We start from the raw sequence: 18,270 nt of genomic DNA, 5'->3' as shown, positions 1-18,270 counted from the left end.
CTGTTATTCGAAGGGGCCACCTTTCTTTCCAAGGAGCCCCGCGCGTGAGCATGAAGAACGTCCGCACCGAGAAAGACACCTTCGGCCCCATCGACGTCCCCGCTGACCGGCTGTGGGGCGCCCAGACGCAGCGCAGCCTCCAGAACTTCGCCATCTCCACCGAGCGCATGCCGCTGGCCCTCATCCGTGCCCTGGTGCTGGTGAAGAAGGCCGCCGCGAAGGTGAATGTGGAGAACGGCTCGCTGGCGAAGGAGAAGGGCGAGGCCATCATCCGCGCCGCGGACGAGGTGCTGGCCGGCCAGCACGACGCGGAGTTCCCCCTGAGCGTCTGGCAGACGGGCAGCGGGACGCAGACGAACATGAACACGAACGAGGTGCTGGCCAACCGCGGCTCGGAGCTCTTGGGCGGCGAGCGCGGCGAGGGCCGCAAGGTCCACCCCAACGACGACGTCAACAAGGGGCAGAGCTCCAACGACGTCTTCCCCACCGCGATGAGCGTGGCCGCCGTGGCCGCCCTCACCGAGCAGGTGCTGCCGGAGCTGAAGGCGCTGCGCGACGTGCTCGCGCAGAAGGCCCGCGCCTTCCATGACGTGGTGAAGGTGGGCCGCACCCACCTGCAGGACGCCACCCCCCTGACGCTGGGGCAGGAGCTGGGTGGCTTCGTGGCGCAGTTGGACCACGCGAAGGGCCACCTGGAGCGCACCCTGCCGCACCTCTTGGAGCTGGCCCTGGGCGGCACGGCGGTGGGCACCGGCCTCAACGCGCCCAAGGGCTACGCCGAGCGCGTGGCGAAGGAGCTGGCGCAGCTCACCGGCCACCCTTTCGTCACCGCGCCGAACAAGTTCGAGGCGCTGGCCGCCAACGACGCGCTGGTGCAGGCGCACGGGGCGCTCAAGGGGCTGGCGGCGGTGCTGTTCAAGGTGGCCAACGACGTGCGCTGGCTGTCGTCCGGGCCGCGCTCCGGGCTGGCGGAAATCGTCATCCCGGAGAACGAGCCGGGCAGCTCCATCATGCCGGGCAAGGTGAACCCCACCCAGAGCGAGGCGCTCACCATGCTTTGCGCCCAGGTGATGGGCAACGACGTCGCCGTCACCGTGGGCGGCGCGTCCGGCAACTTCCAGCTCAACGTCTTCAAGCCGCTCATCGCCCACAACCTGCTCCAGAGCTGCCGGTTGCTGGCGGACGGCATGCGCAGCTTCCGCCTGCACTGCGCGGTGGGCATCGAGCCCAACCGGCCCCGCATCCAGGAGAACCTGGAGCGCAGCCTGATGCTCGTCACGGCGCTCAACCCCCACATCGGCTACGACAACGCGGCGAAAATCGCGAAGACGGCCCACAGGGACGGCACGACGCTCAAGGAGACGGCCGTGGCGCTGGGGCTCGTCACGCCCGAGCAGTTCGATGCGTGGGTCCGCCCGGAGGACATGACGGGCCACGAGGGGTAGGTCCCCAGGGGGGCAGGGGGCTCCGGCGCCGAAGCGTGGGACAGCGCACGCTCCGGGAAGAAGGGACGGGCGCGGCGGCGGAAGGGCGATTAGGGTAGGGGCGTCATGAACGTCCCCTTCGTCATCGAGACCACGCACCGCGGCGAGCGGGCGTACGACCTGTACAGCCGGCTCCTCAAGGACCGCATCATCATGCTGGGCACGCCTGTCAATGACGACGTGGCCAACATCATCGTCGCCCAGCTCCTCTTCCTGGAGTCGGAGGACCCGGACAAGGGCATCAACCTCTACATCAACTCGCCGGGCGGCTCCGTGACGGCGGGCCTGGCCATCTACGACACCATGCAGTACGTGAAGTGTCCGGTGTCCACCATCTGCGTGGGGCAGGCGGCCTCCATGGGCGCGCTGCTGCTGCTGGCCGGGGCGAAGGGCAAGCGCTATGCCCTGCCCAACAGCCGCATCATGATTCACCAGCCGCTGGGCGGCGCGCAGGGCCAGGCCACGGACATCGACATCCAGGCCAAGGAAATCCTCCGCCTGCGCAGCTACATCAACGGCCTCATCGTGAAGCACACGGGGCACACCGTCGAGCGCATTGAGAAGGACACCGAGCGCGACTACTTCATGAGCGCCGAGGACGCGCGGCAGTACGGCCTCATCGACGAGGTGGTGGAGAAGCAGCGCGCCATCGCTCCGACGCCCGCTCCGGCGAAGTAGGGTCCTCTCCGCCCCGGACGTTTGCCGGGGCGGGGTGCGCTCCCGGCGGGGTGCCGCTCAGGCGCCGCGCCGGACGCAAGTCCAGCACTGGACGTTTCCGGCTTCCTTGCCTGCAGGTGGCACGCGGCGTGCTCAACATGGGCATATGACGCCGATCCGATTTCGCATCGTCCCCCGGTTCCTCTTGCCCGGCGCCATCCTGGCCTCCATGGCCTGCGCGACGGGGCCCACCGGCCGTCCCCCCGTGCCACCCAGCTCGGCCGCCGTGCAGACGGAGCTGGGCGCCCGGGACGTGGTCCAGGCCGGTGAGGAATACGCCCGCAACAACGCGGTCGTCCTCGCCGAGGCCAGTGAGGCCGTGGAGATACGCCCCAACTACTGGCGCATCCGCTTCGGCCTCGCGGACCAGCCCGGCCGCTTCCTGGAGGTCGAGTTCGACGAGCTGACGCGCCAGGTGACGAACGCGCGCGAGCTGGACGTCATCCCGGAGAACCCGGGTGACGCCGCCCTGGGGGGCAGCGGCCCCGTCCCGGCGGCCGGTCAGCCCCGGGGCCCCATTCCCTGAGCGTGGGTGTCCTCGCAGAACAGCAGCGACGCCTGCGCGCCGGCGCGCCCCACGAGCACCGCCACCTGTCCATAGGCGCGGCCGAAGCGCGCGGCCTCCTCGCGTGGCAGGCCCGGGATGAAGAGGCTCTGCTCGCACCAGCTCCCGTCATCCGCCTGGCCCAGCGCGGGCGCCACCACCCAGCCCCCCGCGACGAGCTGCGCCTCCAGCCGCTCCTGCGCGCGGCGGTTCTCCTCGGCGCCACGTTGCTGGGAGCCGGGGTTCCACGCCGTCAGGAAGGCCCACTCCCGGTGGCCGCGCGCCGCAAGGGTTGCGTCCAGCGCGGGATGCAGGGCGCCCGCCCGCAGGATTTGCTCCACGCCACCGGTGCAGGCGTGGGGCCGGATGACATAGCGCGTCGCCGCGTAGGCCTTCGTCAGTCGCTCGCGTTCATGGGGGCTCATTCCGCTCATGATGCGCCGCGCCCGCCCCGGGAAAAATCGGGTTTCGGACGATTCAGTGTGAATGTCCGATTCCGTTCGTCGTCCATGCCCCGCCACGTTCCGGAACGGAATGAGAGGCTTTGGAGGGGAACATGTTTCGTCGCTCTGTTGCTGTTGTATCTGCATTGATGGGTATTCTGGGGACGGGCTGCGCGTCGGTGAGCCACGTCCAGACGGCGGACACGCTGGGGGCGGGCCGCTTCCAGGTTGGCATCGAGCCGGGGGTCATGGGCGCGGCCGTCCTTGGGGATGACGAAGGTGTTTCGGCGGCGGGGTACGTGCCCCACTTCGACCTGGCGATTCGCTATGGTGTGTCGGAGCGCGTGGACCTGGGCGTCCGGCTTGGGTCCTCCCTGGCGGAGCTGCAGAGCAAGTTCCTGCTGACCCAGCCCAATGACCCGGTCAAGGCCATCTCCCTGGCGCCGTCCATCTCTGGCGCGTCCATTGGCACGGGGACGGGCGACGACGGAGAGTCGGCCTCGACGAGCTACCTGAACGTCGCCGTCCCGCTGCTGGTGGGCTTCAAGACGACGGGCGGCTCGGAGCTGGTGCTGGGGCCTCGCGCCATCTGGACGCGCGTCGCCGGTTCCGCGGGCGATGACGGCGCCGCCGTCAACATCCTCAGCGTCGGCGCCTCGGTGGGCTACGCGTTGCGGGTGACAGAGGGCTTCCGGCTGATGCCCGAGGTGGGCATCTCCTTCCCCATCGTGGGCGAGGTGAACAGCACCGGCACCGACTCGGAGGCCATCGCGGGCTTCAACGGCGGCTTCGCGCAGTTCAAGCTGGGCTTCCTGTTCGGCGCGGGCCGCCCGGTCCGGCGCGGTCCCGACATCCTCCCCCCGGGCGCCATGGAGGAGACGGACCGCCGCGACGACAGCTACCGCGCGCCGGAGCGTGGCGGCGAGGACATCGATTACTGAGCGGCACGCCCTGCTCCGGCCGTCCCATGCCGGAGAAGGGCTCAGGGCGTGGTCCGCACCCCGCCCGTCACGCGCTTCACCGTGCGGCCCGCGGGCAGCGTGTCCCCGGGCTGTACGCCGTTGATGAGGGCCAGCTCCTCCAGGGGGATGGTGGACGGGTTCTGCTCGTTGAACTGTTGCAGTGTCATGGGTGACGTCACCTTCGCCAGCTCGATTTTCGCGGGCTGGACGGCCAGCGCCGACGCATCCGTCAGCTCGCTGAAGCTGGAGAAGGTCGCGCGGAAGGCGTCCTCGTAGGCGGGGAGCTGCTGCGCGCCGGTGTAGCCCAGCAGTTGGAGCGTGGTGCCACCCTGGGTCACGAAGGCGGTGACGCCGGCGATGACGCCCTGCTCCGTCTGCGCCTGGAAGAACGCGGCGCCCGGGGGGAAGCCCGTGGGCGCGGCGCTCGCGGGCTGGATGCCCTCCTGCGCGAGGAAGCGCTGCATGGCCTCCTGCGGGGCGATGTCGCCGGTGGGCACCAGCCCGACGATGGCGTCCTCCTGCGGACTGATGCCCGCCACCTGCTGCGGCTGGTTCGCCGTCTTCCACCCCTGGGGGAAGGTGAGCTGGAAGCGCAGCCCCGGGTGCATGAAGACGTTGCCCCGGAAGAAGCCCTGCCGCGGGTCGTTGCCGTAGGGCATGCCCTGGAGCATGGCGAGGTATTCCTCCCGGCCATCCTTGAGCTGGTTGAAGTCCACGTTGGCTTTCGCGGCGCGCGCCTGCGCCGTCTTCACGCGGTCGCCCGGGTCGGGGTGGGTGGACAGCCACGCGGGGAGGCTCTGCCCGCCCGCGGCCTGGCCCACGCGCTGCAGGGTGGCGAAGACGGTGGCCGCCTGGCGCACGTCATAGCCGCCGTCCAGCATGTACTTGAAGCCCAGCTCGTCCGCCTGGCGCTCGTCGTCGCGGCCGTACTTGAGGAACAGCAACTGGAGACCGGCCGCGGCCAGGCCCCCGAAGCGGGCCACGTCCTCGCTCAGCACGCTGCCCAGCAGCAGTCCGGCCTGGGCGAGCTGCGCCTGGGACAGCTGCTCCACGGAGTGCCGCGCGGTGATGTGGGCGATTTCGTGTCCCAGCACGGAGGCCAGCTCCGCCTCGGAGTTGAGCGCGGTGAGCAGGCCCCGCGTCACGAACACGGGCCCGCCAGGCAGGGCGAAGGCGTTCACCACCGGGTCATCCACGGCCTGGATGGTCCAGGGCAGCTCCGGCCGCTCGGAGGCCTTCGCCATGGGCAGGCCCACCCGGGCGACGTAGTCCTGCACCTTGGGGTCCTGGATGAGGCCAATGGACCCGCGCACCTCCTCCGCGCTCTGCTTGCCCAGGGCAATCTCGTCATCCTGGGAGACGAGCGACAGCATGCGCTTGCCGGTGGCGGGGTTGCGCACGCAGGTGGTCAGCGAGAGCAGGGCCAGCAGCGGCAGCAGCCGGAGTCGTGAAGTCATGGGACCTTCCTGGTAGGGGTGGATGCGCAGATAGGTCAGCGGCGGCCATGCGACCACGGCGGGCGTGGGCGAGCCGTCACTGCTGGACAGTCGGGCGCGCGCACCGGGCCCGCTTCCGTTAGCTTCTCTTCGCGAGGAGGCGTTCGAATGGATTCGGAGTCGCTCGAAGCACGGATGGCGCGGCTGGAGCGCAGTTGCCGGCGGTGGCAGGGGCTGACGTTCGCCGCGCTCACGCTGGCGGGGCTGGGGTTGGGCGCGGCGGCGCTCCGGGGCGAGGACGTGTCCTCCGGGACGCTGGTGGCCTCCCGGCTGGTGCTGACGGACGCGCGCGGCCAGACGCGGGCCACGCTGGACACCGACGCGCAGGGCAACGCGGGCCTGGTGCTGCGCGACGGCGAGGGCCGGCCCCGGGCGCTGCTGGGGGTGGGCGAGGACGGCTCGCCCCGGCTGCGCTTCTCCACCGCGGACGGGCAGTCGCTGGCGGAGCTGATGGTGTACTCGGACGAGGCGCCGCGCCTGACGCTGTCCAAGCCCGGCGGCGGGGAGCTGTTCGCGGTGGGCCTCCAGGTGGATGGCTCGTCGCGGCTGGAGCTGTCGGACGCGGACGGACGGCCCCGGGCCATCCTGGGTGCGGACGAGCATGGCGCTCCCGGCCTGGTGCTGAGGGACCGCAAGGGGCTGGCGCGCGTGGCGCTCCGGGTGTCGCCGTCGGATGGCGCCAGCCTGGTGGTGGAGGGCCAGGACGGCGCGGTGTTCCGCGCGCCCGGCGGCTGAGGGCTATAGCGTGGGCGGCACCACCTTGTAGCCACGCTGGAGCAGCGGTGACAGGCGGTCGGAGATGTCCCAGGACTCCACCACCTTGCCGTCGCGCAGCCGGTACAGGGAGTGCCCGTGCAGCAGGAGGGGCTGGGGCTCGCCGGCGTCGTCCACCTGCTGGGGGTCCGGGCCGGTGGCCTTCCAGTGCACCAGCACCAGGTCGCCGTCCGCCACCAGGTGGAGGATGTCGAACTTCAGCTCGGGGAATGTCTGGAAGCTGGCCTCCGCCTGCTGGCGGATGAAGGCGGGGCCCACCGCGTTGAGGGGCGCGCCCTGGGAGCGGTCCACGAAGTCCTCGGCGATGAACTCCGGGATGCGGTCCAGCTTGCGCAGGTTGTAGAGCTCCTCGGTGAGCTGCCGCACCCGCTGCTTGTTCTGGGCCTCCAGGGCGGCCGCGCGCTCCACGGGAGACAGCGTGGCGCAGCCCGACAGCCACCCGAGGGCGAACAATAGAATCGTCGTGTGTCGTGTCATGGCCCCATGAGGCTGCGCATGGGGCAGGCAGGCGTGCAGTGCCGCCCGCCTCAAACGTTCACCTCATGGCGACAGGTGGCCCAGGCCAATGGGGGCGGCGAGGCAGGTGTCCGGTACTCCAAACGCGTTCACCAGGGCCACCGCGTCCGGGCGCAGCTCGGCGCACAGGTGCGTCACCTCCTTGCGGATGGCCTTCGCCTTGGCGGCCTCGAACCACCCGTGCTCCTGGAACCAGCCGCTGGCGGACTCCAGGCAGGACAGGCCGTAGAGGTCGCACAGGCGCCCCAGCACCGTCTTCAGGCCGGAGTCCTTCACGTCCGCCACGCCCTTGAGGAACTGCTCCAGCACCAGCCGCTCCACGTGGGCGTGCGCCAGCTCCAGCAGGTGGACCTGGACCTGGTTGAAGGCCGCGAAGGCCTCCACGCCCGCGCTCAGCCGCTTGCGGAGGCGCTTGGACACGGTGGCCAGCAGCTCCTCTTCACGGAAGCGCAGCGCGCGCAGGTGGTAGTCGTTGTCGCGCAGGTGGTCGCTGTCGGTGCGCCGCGCGGCGAAGGGGTTGCGGTCCACCACGCTGGTGGCCCGGTCCGCCAGCAGCTTCAGCACGGCGAAGACGCGGTCGTCCTCGAAGCGCTGCTTGTAGCCGGTGAGCAGGCCCTTGGCGACCAGCTGCATCAGCACCGTGTTGTCGCCCTCGAAGGTGGTGAACACGTCCGTGTCCGCCTTCAGCGCCGCCAGCCGGTTGGCTTCCAGGTAGCCCTGGCCGCCGCACGCCTCGCGCGCCTCCTGGAGGACGGCGGTGGTGTGCCAGGTGCTGTAGGCCTTGAGGCCGGCCGCCAGGGACTCCACCTCGCGCGCGTCCTCCTCGGTGCGCTTCACGTAGCGCTCGACGAGGTATTCGAGCGCGAAGTCCACCGCGTATGTCTTGGCCAGGGGCTTGAGCAGGCGCCGCTGGTGGGCCTGGTGGTCCAGCAGGCGGAACTCCTTGTCGCCCGCGGGGCCGAACTGGCGCCGCAAGTCACCGTAGCGCACGGCGATGGTGAGCCCGCTCTTGGCCGCGCTCAGCGCCGCGGCGGCCACGCTCACCCGGCCCGCCACCAGCGTGCCCAGCATGGTGAAGAAGCGCTTGGAGTCGCCGGTGATGGAGCTGGTGTATTCGCCCTGCGCGTTCACCTGTCCGAAGCGGTCCAGCAGGTTCTCCCGCGGGACGCGGACGTGCTCGAACCAGATGCGGCCGTTGTCCACGCCATTGAGGCCCATCTTCTCGCCGCAGTCCTCGATGCGAACGCCGGGCAGCACCTTGCCGGCCGGGTCGCGCAGCGGCACCAGCAGCGCGTGGACGCCCAGCGCCCTGCCGCCGACCTCGAGCTGGGCGAACACGGTGGCGATGCGGCCGTGCCGCGCGGCGTTGCCAATCCACTCCTTGCGCGCTGAATCCGTCGGCGTGTGCACCACGAACTCGCCGGCCTCCGCGTCGTAGCGGGCCACCGTCTCCACGTCCCGGACGTTGGAGCCGTGGCCCAGCTCGCTCATGGCGAAGCAGCCGGGCAGCTCCAGCGAGGCCACCTGGGGCAGGTACTTCCGGTGGTGCTGCTCGGTGCCGAGGAAGAGGATGCTGGCGCCGAAGAGGCCGAAGTGGACGCCGGCCTTGATGACGAGGCTCAGGTCGAAATAGGCCAGCGTCTCGAAGGCGGTGACGAAGGCGCCCAGGTCCGCGCCGGCCTCATTGCCCGCGGGGAAGGCGATGCGGCCCAGGCCCTGGTCGGCCATGGCCTTGAGCCAGGCGAGCACCTGGTCGCGGTACTTCGTCGTGTCGCGGGTGTCCGTGTAGCGAAACGCCGGGTCCGCCAGCCACTGGCGCACCTGGGCGCGCGTCTCCGGGTACGTCCGGTCCAGCACCGCGCGCAGGGCCTCCGGGTCGAAGGAGGTGGGCGTGCCCTCATGGGTGCGGCTGGGCGAGGCGGCGGGGACGAGCGAGCGGACGGCCTCGCTGCCGGAGACGCCCAGGGACGCCTCCAGCTGCGCCAGCGCGCGCGTCAGCTCCGGCATGGGGGCGGGCAGGGCCTCGTCGCCGTTGCCCACCTGGGCGAGCCGCGCGCCCAGCTCGGCGAGGTTGTTGTGTTCGCTGTGGGACAGGCGCTCCGCGGTGCGGCGGATGTGCTCGCGCACCTGGGCCAGCTCCCCGGGGCTGGGCGGCATCAGCGGGTCCAGCCAGCGCGCCAGGACGGCGTTGGCGCGCAGGTCGAGCCAGTGCTGCTCGCTGGCGGCGGAGCCCATGGCGCGAAGCTCCTCCGGCGTGAGCTCCCCGTCCGTCCAGGCCACGTACAGCATGGGCACGAGCGGCGCGAGGCGAGGAAGGGACAGCAACTCGTGGGCTGTCGGACGGGTGTCATCCACCATGGTCGGCGCTCCTGGAAGCGAGAGGACGGGCGCAGTGTGTCCAGCATGGCGCCGCGCGGCAACGGGAAGCGTGCGCCGGGCCCGAGGCAGGCGAGCAGGCACGGCATTCCAGGCGGAGGGAGTCATCCCTAGCTTGCCCGTATGGATGAAATGCAGGAGCTGGAGGCGCTGATTCCCAAGCCCGGGGCGCTGGGCTTCTCTGACGGCGCGGAGCGTGAGCGCCATGAGATGAAGGGCCCCTTCACGCTGCCACCCGGGCCGGAGGCGTTCTCGTTCGCGCTGTACCAGTCCACGGGCGTGGGGCTGATTCCCGGACACTCGCTGGAGTTGCTGGAGAACAGCGCCGTCTTCGAGCGCATGCTGGAGGACATCCGCGCCGCCCGGAGCAGCGTGCACGTCCTGGTGTACATCTGGCGGCCCTGTGCGCTGTCGGACCGTGTCGTGGAGGCGCTGGTGGAGCGCGCCCGGGCGGGGGTGGCGTGCCGCGTGGTGGTGGACCCGGTGGGCAGCGAGGAGATTCGCGGCGACCGGGACTTCGACGAGAAGGTGGAGAAGGTGCTCACGGAGGCCGGGGTGGAGGTCCACTACTACCGGCTCCTGGCGGGCAAGGTGCTGGGGCGTCTGCTCGGGCGCAGTCACCAGAAGCTCGTCATCGTCGACGGGCGCATTGGCTACACGGGCGGCTTCGGCATCTGGAAGGTGTGGGAAGGCGACGGCCTGAAGCCGGATGAGTGGCGCGACACGCACGTCCGCGTCGAGGGGCCCGAGGTGCGCCGCATGCAGTTGTCGTTCTCCCGGCACTGGCAGGAGTCGGGCGGCGGGTTGATTCCGCCGAGCGCGTTCCCGGAGGACCTGGAGGACTCCGGCCCCTGCGCCGCGGGCTTCATCGACAGCGCGGGCAAGCTGGGCCTCACCGACGCGGAGCGCATGATTCGCATCGTGATTGGCGCGGCGCGTGAGCGCATCTGGATTGCCAACGCGTACTTCTCACCGCCCAACGCGATTCTGGAGCAGTTGGAGGAGAAGTGCCGTCAGGGCGTGGAGATTCGCGTCCTGGGGCCGGGGCCCAACCATGACGTGCCCATCATGAGGGCGTCCCAGCGCTCGACGTATGAGCGGCTGCTGGCCGCGGGCGTGCGCATCTGGGAGTACCAGCCGTCGATGATGCACTCGAAGACGCTGCTCGTGGACGACTGGCTCGCCGTGGTGGGCTCCACCAACATGGACTCGCTGTCGCTCAACAAGCTGAAGGAGGGCTCGCTGGTCATCCATGACGCGTCCTTCGTCCGCAAGCTGGCGCGGTGCTGGGCCACGGACCTGCGGCACTCGAAGGAAATCACGCTGGAGAATGGGGGCCGCACCAACCCCTGGCGGCGGCTGGCCCGCCGGGCGACGCAACTGGTGGGGCAGGACCGGTAGCGTCAGCGCGCGTCCGTCTTCGTCAGTCGAGCGGCTTTGACAGGTCCCGGGCGTACCAGTGGTCGCAGCCGAAGTGGCCCGTGCGACCCAGGGGCGTGCACAGCGGCTCGAAGCCCATGCGGCGGTAGAGCTTCTGGGCCTGCTGCATTCCCGCGAGTGTCTCCAGGTAGCAGCGCTGGAAGCCCGCATCACGCGCGAACTCCAGGCAGCGCCGGAGCAGGCGCTCGCCCTGGCCGAGTCCTCGGGCTTCGGGGAGGAAGTACATCTTCCGCAGCTCGCAGACGCCCGCGTCTCCGCCCTCCAGCGGGGCGACTCCACCGCCGCCGATGATGCGCCCCGCCCGCTCCTCCACGACGAAGTAGGCGTGCCGGGGCCGGGCGTAGGCGGCGGTCATCGCGGACACCTCGGGGTCGTGGATGGCGAAGCCAGGGCCGTCCGCGCCGAACTCCGGCATGACCGTCCGGATGACGCTGGCCACCGCCGCGTCATCCCTCGCTTCAATGCGTCGCAGCGTCAGCGCTTCCGTGCTCATGCACGCGACGGTTTCACAGCCGGGGCCAGGGGGCCAGCGGCGGGTGCGCTGAGGCTCACGCACGGGGTGTGCAGCCGGATGCACAGGTGTCGCGGGCGTGAGGCCCCGTGCACGTGTGCGCGTCCCCCTGTCTGGAGGCTGTGCCTGTACGCGACGGCCTCTTGAATGGCATGTTCGTTGTATCGAGGGGGATGCATGTACTGCGCTGACTGCCGCGAAGAGCGGCGTGGCAAGGACTTCTGGTGTGCGCTGTGTGGTGCTCGGATGACGGAGCGCTCGCGAGAGGTCATCGAAGCGGAGCTCGCGCACGTTCAATTCCTGCTCGATGAGCTGACGCGGTGGGGGGCCTCCGAGGTTCCTCCCAACGTCCGGCGCTTCATCTCGGAGCGGTATGAGCGGCAGGCACGCATCCTCCTCGCGGTCTTGACGGAGGTGCCTCCAGCGGGCTCAGCGGAGGCCGTGGCGGATGCGGTCATGGCGTCCGCTGCCGTCGCATTGGTGCAGGAGCCTTCCGCGCCGCGGGAGGCCGCGTCCGTAGCGCCGGTGGCCGAGGTGACTCCCGCCGTGGAGGCGCCGGGACTCTCCGAAGCGCAGGTCCGGGCCGAGACGGCTGCTTCGTCGGAGCCAGAGGGCGTCGCGGCGCCATCGCACCCGCCCGAGCCGGAGGCCGACGCAAGCGTGGATGCCGCGCCTCCAGAGGCCCCGCCTGTCTGGATGCCGCTGCCCGAGAACCCGGCGGAGCCCTACGCGGAGCCGCCGCCGGCGCGAAGCCTCACCGCGCGTCTCGTCGAGGAGACCTCCACTTGGAACCGCGTGTGGAGGCCGTTCCTCTACGAGAGCATCATGTGGTTCATCGGGGCCTTCCTCATCCTCTCCAGCGCCCTCTACCTCGTGTTCGAGAGTTGGGCGGGGATGTCGTCCGACGGCCGCTCGCTCACGGTGTTCGGACTGACGGCGGGTTACTCCGCGGGCTTCACCATCTGGGGCGCGTACCTCGCCAGGCGCGAGGCGTTGCGCAAGCCGGGGAACATCCTGGGGCTCATCGGCTCGGCCGTGGCTCCGCTCGCGGGCATCGCGCTGGGACCCATGGGCCTGGGGGACGTCTTCCAACTGGGAGGCGTCGGAACGGTGTGGCTCATCCCCGCGCTGCTGGTGTGGGCGGGCGTGGCGGCCTTCCTGGCGCGCAAGCCGCTGGAGGCCTTCGATTCCACGTCCCGTCCCTTCATCCAACTGGCGCTCGTGGCCAGCACCTTGATGATGGGGTTGGCGCCGCTCGCCGCGGGGCTGGGTGGCCTGGCGCTGTGGCTCAACGTCCTGCCGTGCGCGCTCTTCTTCCTCCTGTCGTCGCGTCCGCCACCCGCGCCGCGTGAGGGCACCGCGCTCGCTTTCGTCGTCGCCGCGCCGCTGTACCTGCTGCTCCTCTATTTCACGCGCCTGCACGTCGCGCTGGCGGGCGCGGACGTGGCGGTCTCCGTTGGCACCTATGCCCCGTTCGGCGCCTTTCTCCTGGCCACCGCGTTGCGCTTCCGCACCCTGGATGCCGAGCGGGGCGCGGATTCGCTGTCCATGGGCGCGGTGTCACTCCAGGCCACCTGTCTCATCGCCGCGGCGATGGCGCCGGCGCCCGCGTTCTTCGTCACGGCGGCGGTCGTCTCGTGGACGTTGCTGTCGCTGTCGCGCGGCGGCGTCGCCCGCATCCGGTGGGTCTACGCGGCCTACGCGAGCACGTACTTCGCCTATGCCTCCTTCTCCCAGCTCATCCCCGGGCCGGTGCGTCGCCTCATCGATACGGTGAAGGCCTGGCTCGGCTACGTCACCGAGCCGCTGCCCCTTCAATTCGGAGCGCTGTCCGCGCTGCCCTTCATCTCCGCGGGCGCGCTGTTCGCCGTCTCGCGGCTGTGGCGAGGCCAGCGCACGGGCAACGCGCGGGACCTCGCGCTGGCGGAGGTGCTGCTGCGCGCCACCGCGGTGGCGAGCCCGCTCTTCGTCTTCCTGGGCCTGACGGGGCCGGACGCCCGGCCCTCCTTCTGGAGCGCGCTGGCGTTGGCGGTGCTGTGTCTCGTCCTGGGCCTGCTGGTGGAGCGCTTCTTCCTGACGGTGGTGGGGGCGGGGCTGGCGCTGTTCCTGCCCTTCCAGGCCTACGCCGTCCTGGGCGCGTCCGCCGGCGCGGTCGCCTCGGGGGCGCTGGCCCTGGTGCTCGCCGCGGTGAGCATGCTGTGCACCGCGCGCACGCGCTTGCTGCTGGGCGTCGTCGTGGGCGTGGTGGCCATGGCGGGGTTCCTCATGGGCCTGGTGGCCGGCGAGGGCTTCACGGCCGTGACGGGCATGGCCCTGTGTGGCGCCGCCGCGGTGCTCGTCGCCTGGGTGCTCCAGCGCGCCTCCCTCATGGCGCTGGCGTCCGTGCTGGCGGCGGCCGTGCTTCCGAGGTTGGCGGGTGAGCTGTCGTCCGCGGCGGTGGCGCCCACGCTCGCGGCGGTGGCGCTCGGACTCGCGTTGCTGGGGCTGCGGGGTGGGCTGGTGCGGTGGCTGGGGCTGCCGGGTGTCTTCTACGCGGTGCTCGCGATTCCCTGGGGCGTGCTGGCCCGGGTGCCGGGGCTGGCCGGCGTCATCCTGGTGTCCGCGGGCGCGGTGGCCGTGGCGTCGCGGACCTTCCCGGCGGTGCGTCCCCTGGCCGTGCTCATGTCGGCCCTGGCGCTGGTGCACGACATCCCGAAAGTCTATTCGCCATGGGGTGGATGGATGTCGCCGGGTCTGTCCGTGGCGCTGTTCTGCTGCTGGGCCCTGGGGGCTTCCGTCGCCGCGGCGCGGTGGGGCCGCAGTCTCAGCGCGACGGTCGCCGGGCTCATCGCGCTCGTCTTCCCGCTGACGGCCCTGCTGGGCACGCGTTCATCGGAGCACGCGCCCCTCCTGCTGGGGGCGGCGCTCGCGGCGCTGCTCACCGCGCGCGTCTTGCCCGCGGCGCTGAGTGTCTCCGTGGCCGCGCTCTATGCGCTCATCGCGACGTTCAGCTTCGGCGCCGTGCCGTTGTTGTGCCTCGCCGGGGTGTTGAGTCTCCTGGCCGTGCTGGAGGAGGTCCCCGTCGTCTCGCGCGTGGGGGCGGGCGGTCACCGCTTCGCCCTGGCGGCGACGGTGTCCGCCGCCGTGGTGCTGGGCGTCGCGGTGGTGAAGTGGGACGACGGGGGGCTGCCGTTGCTGCTCGTGGGCACCTGCGTGCTGCCCCTGCTCTGGACGCGCGCCAACCGGCAGCCGTTCTTCGCGTCGCTTCCCGTCCCGTATTCCTTCGTGGGCATCGCGGTGGTGGGCGGCGAGTTGCCCGCGTGGATTCAGGCGCTCCCGCTGCTGAGCCTGGCGCTGGTGCGGGTCGTGGCGCACGTCCCCGTCGCGGCGTCGCTGCTGCTGCGCTCGCGTGAGGAGGCCCCTCGCCAGTCGCTGTCCGCGTGGATGCAGGGCTGGCTCGCCGGGGTGACGCTGCTCGTGCTCGTCGTCGAGCTCAGGCCGTACCATGTCCCCACGGCGCTCTATGTGCTGTTGGCGTCGCTGGCGCTGATGCCCGGAGCGCGCCCCAGCTTGCGCGTGTGTGGCTCCGCGCTGGTCTTCCTCTTCTTCCCAGCGGCCCGTCCCCTCGTCATCGGCCTGTTGCTCGCGCTGGCCATCGCGGAGACCCATTGGCCCGCTCGCGTATGGGCGTTCTTCCGGAGCGCGCCGGACAAGGCGCTGCGGCCCTGGGCCGTCGTCTCGGCGCTCATCCTCGCGGCGCTGCCCGTCATCGATTCGCCCACGCCGTCTCAGTTGGCCACGCTGGCGGGGGTGCTGACGCTGGCCGCGTTCCTGCTGTCTCAGCGTTGGCTGCTGGCTCCCGCCATCTGGGCGTTGGCGCTGGCGCCCATGGGCGCGTCCAGCGTGAGTGCGCTGCTCGAGCGAGGGTTCGACGCGGGCCTGTCCGTCATCGCCGTGGTGCTGGGCGCGGCCGTGGCGTCCGCCGTGTGCCAGTCCGGGGGCATCCAGCGCGCGCTCACCCAGACCTTCGCGAAGGTGCTGCCTCCGCTGGAGGACACCTGGAGCGAGCCGCTGTGGGTGGGCAGCGCTGGCGCGTTGGGCGTGCTGCTGCTGGAGCGCCTGCTCCTGGTGGGCCCTGGCTCGTTGCCGCTGCCGGTGGCGGTGGGCGCCGCGGTGACGGCATGTGTGTTGATGGTGACGCGGGAGCGGTGGATGGCCAACGTGGCCACCGCGTTGCTGGGGGCCTCGCTCGTCGCCGCCGTGGACCCGCTGTGGGTGCCCGCTGTCGTCAGCGGAACAGGGCTGGCGCTGTGCCTCGTCGGGGCGCTCGTGGACGCTCGCGGTGGGCGGGTGGGCGCCTCGCTGCACCATGGCGGCTGGGTGCTGGCGCTGCTGTCGCTCGCGGGCTTGCGCGAGCTGGAGCACGTGGGCACCCCGCTGACGTTCCTCTTCGGCGTGGGCGCGGCGTGGGCCGTGGTGTGGCGGCGCCGCGAGCGTGAGGTGGTGGGGTGGCTGGCCTCGCTCGCCGCCGTGCACGGATGGCTGCTGTACCTGGGCGCGGTGTACTCCAGCGGCCGGGGCGCGGCGTTCATCCTCCCGTACTTCGGCGCGGCCAGCGCGCTGCTCGCGGCGCTCTCGCTCTTCGTGGCCGGCAAGGCGCGGCGCCGGAGCGTGGGGCACGGCTTCGCCTGGGTGGCGCTCTTCGAGGTGATGGCGGGGCTGGCGCTCGTGGATACGTCGCTGGGCGCGCTCCGCGAGGGCCTGGTGGCGAGCGTGGCGCTGGGCGTGCTGCTCGTCGCCCTGGTCCGCCGCGCGGCCACGGAGAAGGAAGAGGCGTCCGCCTACCTGGCGCAGGCGGTGCTCGCGCTGGGCTATCTCTCCGTCCGCATGCTGGGAATGGGGGCGCACCCGGGCCCCGGCGACAGCCTGGCGGCCCTGGTGGGCGGCGCGCTGTTCACCGGCCTCTACTTCTTCGTGCAGCGCGAGGGTTCCTCCCTGGCGTGTTTCCGCCGGCCCGCCTTGTTGGGCGCGTACCTCTTCCCGATGGCGGGGTTGCTCTCCGCGCCATGGAGCGAGCCCCTTCACGTCGCGGCGCTGATGGTGGGGTATGCCACGCACTTCGCCGCGCTGGCCTCGCACCCGCGGCATCGGGGTCTGGCGTCGCTGACGTCGGTGGTGGCGTTCAACGCGGCGCTGCTGCTGGTGTGGCGGGGGACGGGCGCGGGAGAGGCGCAGTTCTATGTCATCCCCGCGGGGCTCTCCCTGCTCGCGCTGCTGCGCGTGTTCCGGGAGGCCATCGAGGAGGAGACCTATGCCCGGCTGCGCGCGCTGGCCGTCACCGCCATCTACGTGGCGGGGGCCTGGAAGCCGCTCATGTTCAATGACGGCGGCTCGATGCTCCTGTGCGTCACGCTCTGCGTGGTGGGCGTGGCGTGTGGCATCGCGCTGCGCATCCGCTCCTACGTGTACCTGGGCACGGCGTTCCTGGTGACGTGCATCGCCGCCAACCTGGTGCGCTTCGGCATGCGGGACCACCGGATTGCCGCGGCCTCGCTGTTCGTCCTGGGACTGATGGTCATTGGTTCCATGGTGTTGCTCAGTGCGCACCGCGCGGCGCTGCTCCAGAGGTATGCACGGGTGCGCGCCATGCTCGCGACCTGGGAGGGCTGACACCGGGAGTTCTTGGCGGACGGCCTGGGAGGTGGTCTTGAATGCTGCCTCTCATGTCGCTCCGCCTCCCACTCCTGGCCGTCTTCCCCCTCGGCCTGCTCGTGGGGTGTGCCACCGTGACGCCGCGTCCCTCGGAGCCCGTCGCAGCACCGGAGGGGGTGACGGTGGCCGCGCCAGGCGGGCTCGCGGCGCCGGTGCCGGTGACGACGGTGGAATTGGGGGCCGGCCCGGCGTCACCCACGCACTGGGTGAGCGCGGGCGTGCTGGAGGCCACGCTGCGAGCGGCCGAGCAGGTGACGGGGCCCGCCAGCACCACGGGCCGGTTCTGGGACGTGGTGCTCACGCCCACGAGGATGTCGCGCTCCATCGTCCAGCGCTCCCTCCAGCTCGTGGGCATGCGCAGCCTGCGCCGAGTCAGCCGAGGCGTTCCGGATGACTGCTCCGGCTTCGTGCGTCTGGCGTACCACTCCGCTGGTATCGACCTGGTGGCGCACGGCTTCCGCGCGGGAGAGAACGCTGTCTCCGCCATCTTCCGCCGCGCGGTGGAGGTCGGCTCCGTCCACCACCAGCCGCCGCGCCCCGGAGACCTCGTCTTCTTCCGTGAGACGTATGACCGCAACCGCGATGGCCGCCGCAACGACGGAATGACACACATTGGGGTGGTGGAGGCCGTGGATGCCCATGGCACCGTCACCTTCATCCACCGGGGCGGCAAGGGCGTGGCGCGAGGCCGGCTGAACCTGTCCTTCCCGTCGAGGCACCAGTTGGAGCAGGGCGGGCCCGTGGTGAACGACTACCTCCGTCCCGCCGCGAAGGGCTCGCGGGCCTATCTCGCGGGAGAGTTGTTCGCGGCCTTCGCGTCGCCTGAGGGGCTGTAACTTTCCAGCGCCCGGCTCACACCCCGCGTGGCTTTGAAGATGTGCCGCGCTGAGGCGTCATGGGTGGCATGCGACTCGCCCTTGTCATTGGCTGTCTGATGTTCGCTTCGGGTTGTGTCATGCACACCCGTGCACCTCCGCCGCGTCCACCGCCGCCTCCGCAGCGTCCGGTGGCGATGACGTACAAGGAAGCGGTGAACCTGGGCTTCAACCAGTGCCGCTCGCGTGGCTACGAGTGCCGCCTGAAGGACGCGGACCGCAAGGGGCGGGACGTGTGGCGGGTGAAGTTCCACGCCTTCGCTCGCGGGGCGAGGGGCCACCTGCACCTGGACTTCGACGCGTACTCGCGCAGCCTCCTGCGGGTGGACGAGAAGGTGAAGGCCCGCCGACATGACTGGGATGATGACGACGACCGGCGCGGGCGCGGGCACGGCAAGAAGAAGGGGCACGCGCGGCGGGATGACTGAGAGCGGGGACAGC

At 71.1% G+C, this 18,270-nt stretch carries 14 protein-coding genes; 9 read left to right on the top strand and 5 right to left on the bottom strand.

The genetic code is table 11. The features are described 5' to 3' along the window. The first annotated feature begins 44 nt into the window (after nucleotides 1–44). The 3 genes from fumC (at nucleotide 45) to KGD87_RS21175 (ending at nucleotide 2,727) form a co-directional block, all read left to right on the top strand. Nucleotides 45–1,445 (top strand): class II fumarate hydratase, encoded by a 1,401-nt coding sequence (gene fumC / locus KGD87_RS21185; RefSeq protein ID WP_284662152.1) that lies wholly within the window; start codon nucleotides 45–47, stop codon nucleotides 1,443–1,445. Between the two features lie 105 nt (nucleotides 1,446–1,550). Continuing rightward, nucleotides 1,551–2,162: an ATP-dependent Clp endopeptidase proteolytic subunit ClpP gene (gene clpP / locus KGD87_RS21180; RefSeq protein ID WP_140795382.1), complete on the top strand. Its 612-nt coding sequence runs from the start codon at nucleotides 1,551–1,553 to the stop codon at nucleotides 2,160–2,162. A 145-nt stretch (nucleotides 2,163–2,307) separates the two neighbouring features. Then, a complete protein-coding gene (locus tag KGD87_RS21175; protein WP_176417961.1) occupies nucleotides 2,308–2,727 on the top strand; it encodes a hypothetical protein in 420 nt (139 codons plus the stop codon). Here the strand turns inward: KGD87_RS21175 and KGD87_RS21170 are convergent. Then, entirely contained in the window at nucleotides 2,703–3,170 is a 468-nt protein-coding gene (locus tag KGD87_RS21170) for a DUF3293 domain-containing protein (protein ID WP_284662150.1), read from the bottom strand. The two genes, KGD87_RS21175 and KGD87_RS21170, sit on opposite strands and share 25 nt — an antisense overlap. 131 nt (nucleotides 3,171–3,301) lie before the next feature. On the opposite strand from KGD87_RS21170, the gene KGD87_RS21165 reads away from it, so the two are divergent. Continuing rightward, nucleotides 3,302–4,129 carry a hypothetical protein gene (locus KGD87_RS21165; RefSeq protein WP_284662149.1) on the top strand — a complete coding sequence of 276 codons (828 nt, stop codon included), beginning with the start codon at nucleotides 3,302–3,304 and terminating at the stop codon, nucleotides 4,127–4,129. A 41-nt stretch (nucleotides 4,130–4,170) separates the two neighbouring features. Here the strand turns inward: KGD87_RS21165 and KGD87_RS21160 are convergent, their stop codons facing one another. Next, nucleotides 4,171–5,607 carry a M48 family metalloprotease gene (locus KGD87_RS21160; RefSeq protein WP_284662147.1) on the bottom strand — a complete coding sequence of 479 codons (1,437 nt, stop codon included), beginning with the start codon at nucleotides 5,605–5,607 and terminating at the stop codon, nucleotides 4,171–4,173. Between the two features lie 147 nt (nucleotides 5,608–5,754). Here KGD87_RS21160 and KGD87_RS21155 point away from each other — a divergent pair, with 147 nt between their 5' ends. Further along, nucleotides 5,755–6,381: a hypothetical protein gene (locus KGD87_RS21155; RefSeq protein WP_284662146.1), complete on the top strand. Its 627-nt coding sequence runs from the start codon at nucleotides 5,755–5,757 to the stop codon at nucleotides 6,379–6,381. A gap of 3 nt (nucleotides 6,382–6,384) precedes the next feature. On the opposite strand, the gene KGD87_RS21150 is transcribed toward KGD87_RS21155, so the two are convergent. Then, nucleotides 6,385–6,897 (bottom strand): ester cyclase, encoded by a 513-nt coding sequence (locus KGD87_RS21150; protein ID WP_284662145.1) that lies wholly within the window; start codon nucleotides 6,895–6,897, stop codon nucleotides 6,385–6,387. A 63-nt stretch (nucleotides 6,898–6,960) separates the two neighbouring features. Further along, nucleotides 6,961–9,294 (bottom strand): acyl-CoA dehydrogenase family protein, encoded by a 2,334-nt coding sequence (locus KGD87_RS21145; protein WP_284662144.1) that lies wholly within the window; start codon nucleotides 9,292–9,294, stop codon nucleotides 6,961–6,963. A gap of 141 nt (nucleotides 9,295–9,435) precedes the next feature. Here KGD87_RS21145 and KGD87_RS21140 point away from each other — a divergent pair, with 141 nt between their 5' ends. Then, nucleotides 9,436–10,713, top strand: a complete 1,278-nt coding sequence (locus tag KGD87_RS21140) for a phospholipase D-like domain-containing protein (RefSeq protein ID WP_284662142.1) — start codon at nucleotides 9,436–9,438, stop codon at nucleotides 10,711–10,713. Between the two features lie 22 nt (nucleotides 10,714–10,735). Here the strand turns inward: KGD87_RS21140 and KGD87_RS21135 are convergent, their stop codons facing one another. Continuing rightward, entirely contained in the window at nucleotides 10,736–11,245 is a 510-nt protein-coding gene (locus tag KGD87_RS21135) for a GNAT family N-acetyltransferase (protein ID WP_284662141.1), read from the bottom strand. Nucleotides 11,246–11,440: 195 nt separating this feature from the next. Here KGD87_RS21135 and KGD87_RS21130 point away from each other — a divergent pair, with 195 nt between their 5' ends. The 3 genes from KGD87_RS21130 (at nucleotide 11,441) to KGD87_RS21120 (ending at nucleotide 18,257) form a co-directional block, all read left to right on the top strand. Continuing rightward, entirely contained in the window at nucleotides 11,441–16,912 is a 5,472-nt protein-coding gene (locus KGD87_RS21130) for a hypothetical protein (protein WP_284662139.1), read from the top strand. A gap of 41 nt (nucleotides 16,913–16,953) precedes the next feature. Beyond that, the gene (locus KGD87_RS21125; protein ID WP_350099364.1) at nucleotides 16,954–17,790 is read left to right on the top strand and encodes a CHAP domain-containing protein; all 837 of its coding nucleotides are present in this window, start codon (nucleotides 16,954–16,956) and stop codon (nucleotides 17,788–17,790) included. 68 nt (nucleotides 17,791–17,858) lie between these two features. Then, entirely contained in the window at nucleotides 17,859–18,257 is a 399-nt protein-coding gene (locus tag KGD87_RS21120; RefSeq protein ID WP_284662136.1) for a hypothetical protein, read from the top strand. The last annotated feature ends 13 nt before the right edge of the window (nucleotides 18,258–18,270 follow it).

Origin of the sequence: Myxococcus sp. SDU36, from assembly GCF_030168875.1 — a bacterium.
GTDB classification, from domain to species: Bacteria; Myxococcota; Myxococcia; order Myxococcales; family Myxococcaceae; genus Myxococcus; species Myxococcus vastator.
The sequence above is the reverse complement of the archived record's forward strand: the minus strand, read 5'-3'. Positions and strand labels throughout refer to the sequence as shown.

Excerpts from the sequence above, each read along its gene's own strand:
- KGD87_RS21135 (WP_284662141.1), bottom strand. The coding sequence starts at position 11,245 with ATGAGCACGGAAGCGCTGACGCTGCGACGCATTGAAGCGAGGGATGAC.
- KGD87_RS21140 (WP_284662142.1), top strand. The coding sequence starts at position 9,436 with ATGGATGAAATGCAGGAGCTGGAGGCGCTGATTCCCAAGCCCGGGGCG.
- KGD87_RS21155 (WP_284662146.1), top strand. The coding sequence starts at position 5,755 with ATGGATTCGGAGTCGCTCGAAGCACGGATGGCGCGGCTGGAGCGCAGT.
- clpP (WP_140795382.1), top strand. The coding sequence starts at position 1,551 with ATGAACGTCCCCTTCGTCATCGAGACCACGCACCGCGGCGAGCGGGCG.
- KGD87_RS21130 (WP_284662139.1), top strand. The coding sequence starts at position 11,441 with ATGTACTGCGCTGACTGCCGCGAAGAGCGGCGTGGCAAGGACTTCTGG.
- KGD87_RS21150 (WP_284662145.1), bottom strand. The coding sequence starts at position 6,897 with ATGACACGACACACGACGATTCTATTGTTCGCCCTCGGGTGGCTGTCG.
- KGD87_RS21160 (WP_284662147.1), bottom strand. The coding sequence starts at position 5,607 with ATGACTTCACGACTCCGGCTGCTGCCGCTGCTGGCCCTGCTCTCGCTG.
- KGD87_RS21145 (WP_284662144.1), bottom strand. The coding sequence starts at position 9,294 with ATGGTGGATGACACCCGTCCGACAGCCCACGAGTTGCTGTCCCTTCCT.
- KGD87_RS21125 (WP_350099364.1), top strand. The coding sequence starts at position 16,954 with ATGCTGCCTCTCATGTCGCTCCGCCTCCCACTCCTGGCCGTCTTCCCC.
- KGD87_RS21170 (WP_284662150.1), bottom strand. The coding sequence starts at position 3,170 with ATGAGCCCCCATGAACGCGAGCGACTGACGAAGGCCTACGCGGCGACG.
- KGD87_RS21175 (WP_176417961.1), top strand. The coding sequence starts at position 2,308 with ATGACGCCGATCCGATTTCGCATCGTCCCCCGGTTCCTCTTGCCCGGC.
- KGD87_RS21165 (WP_284662149.1), top strand. The coding sequence starts at position 3,302 with ATGTTTCGTCGCTCTGTTGCTGTTGTATCTGCATTGATGGGTATTCTG.
- KGD87_RS21120 (WP_284662136.1), top strand. The coding sequence starts at position 17,859 with ATGCGACTCGCCCTTGTCATTGGCTGTCTGATGTTCGCTTCGGGTTGT.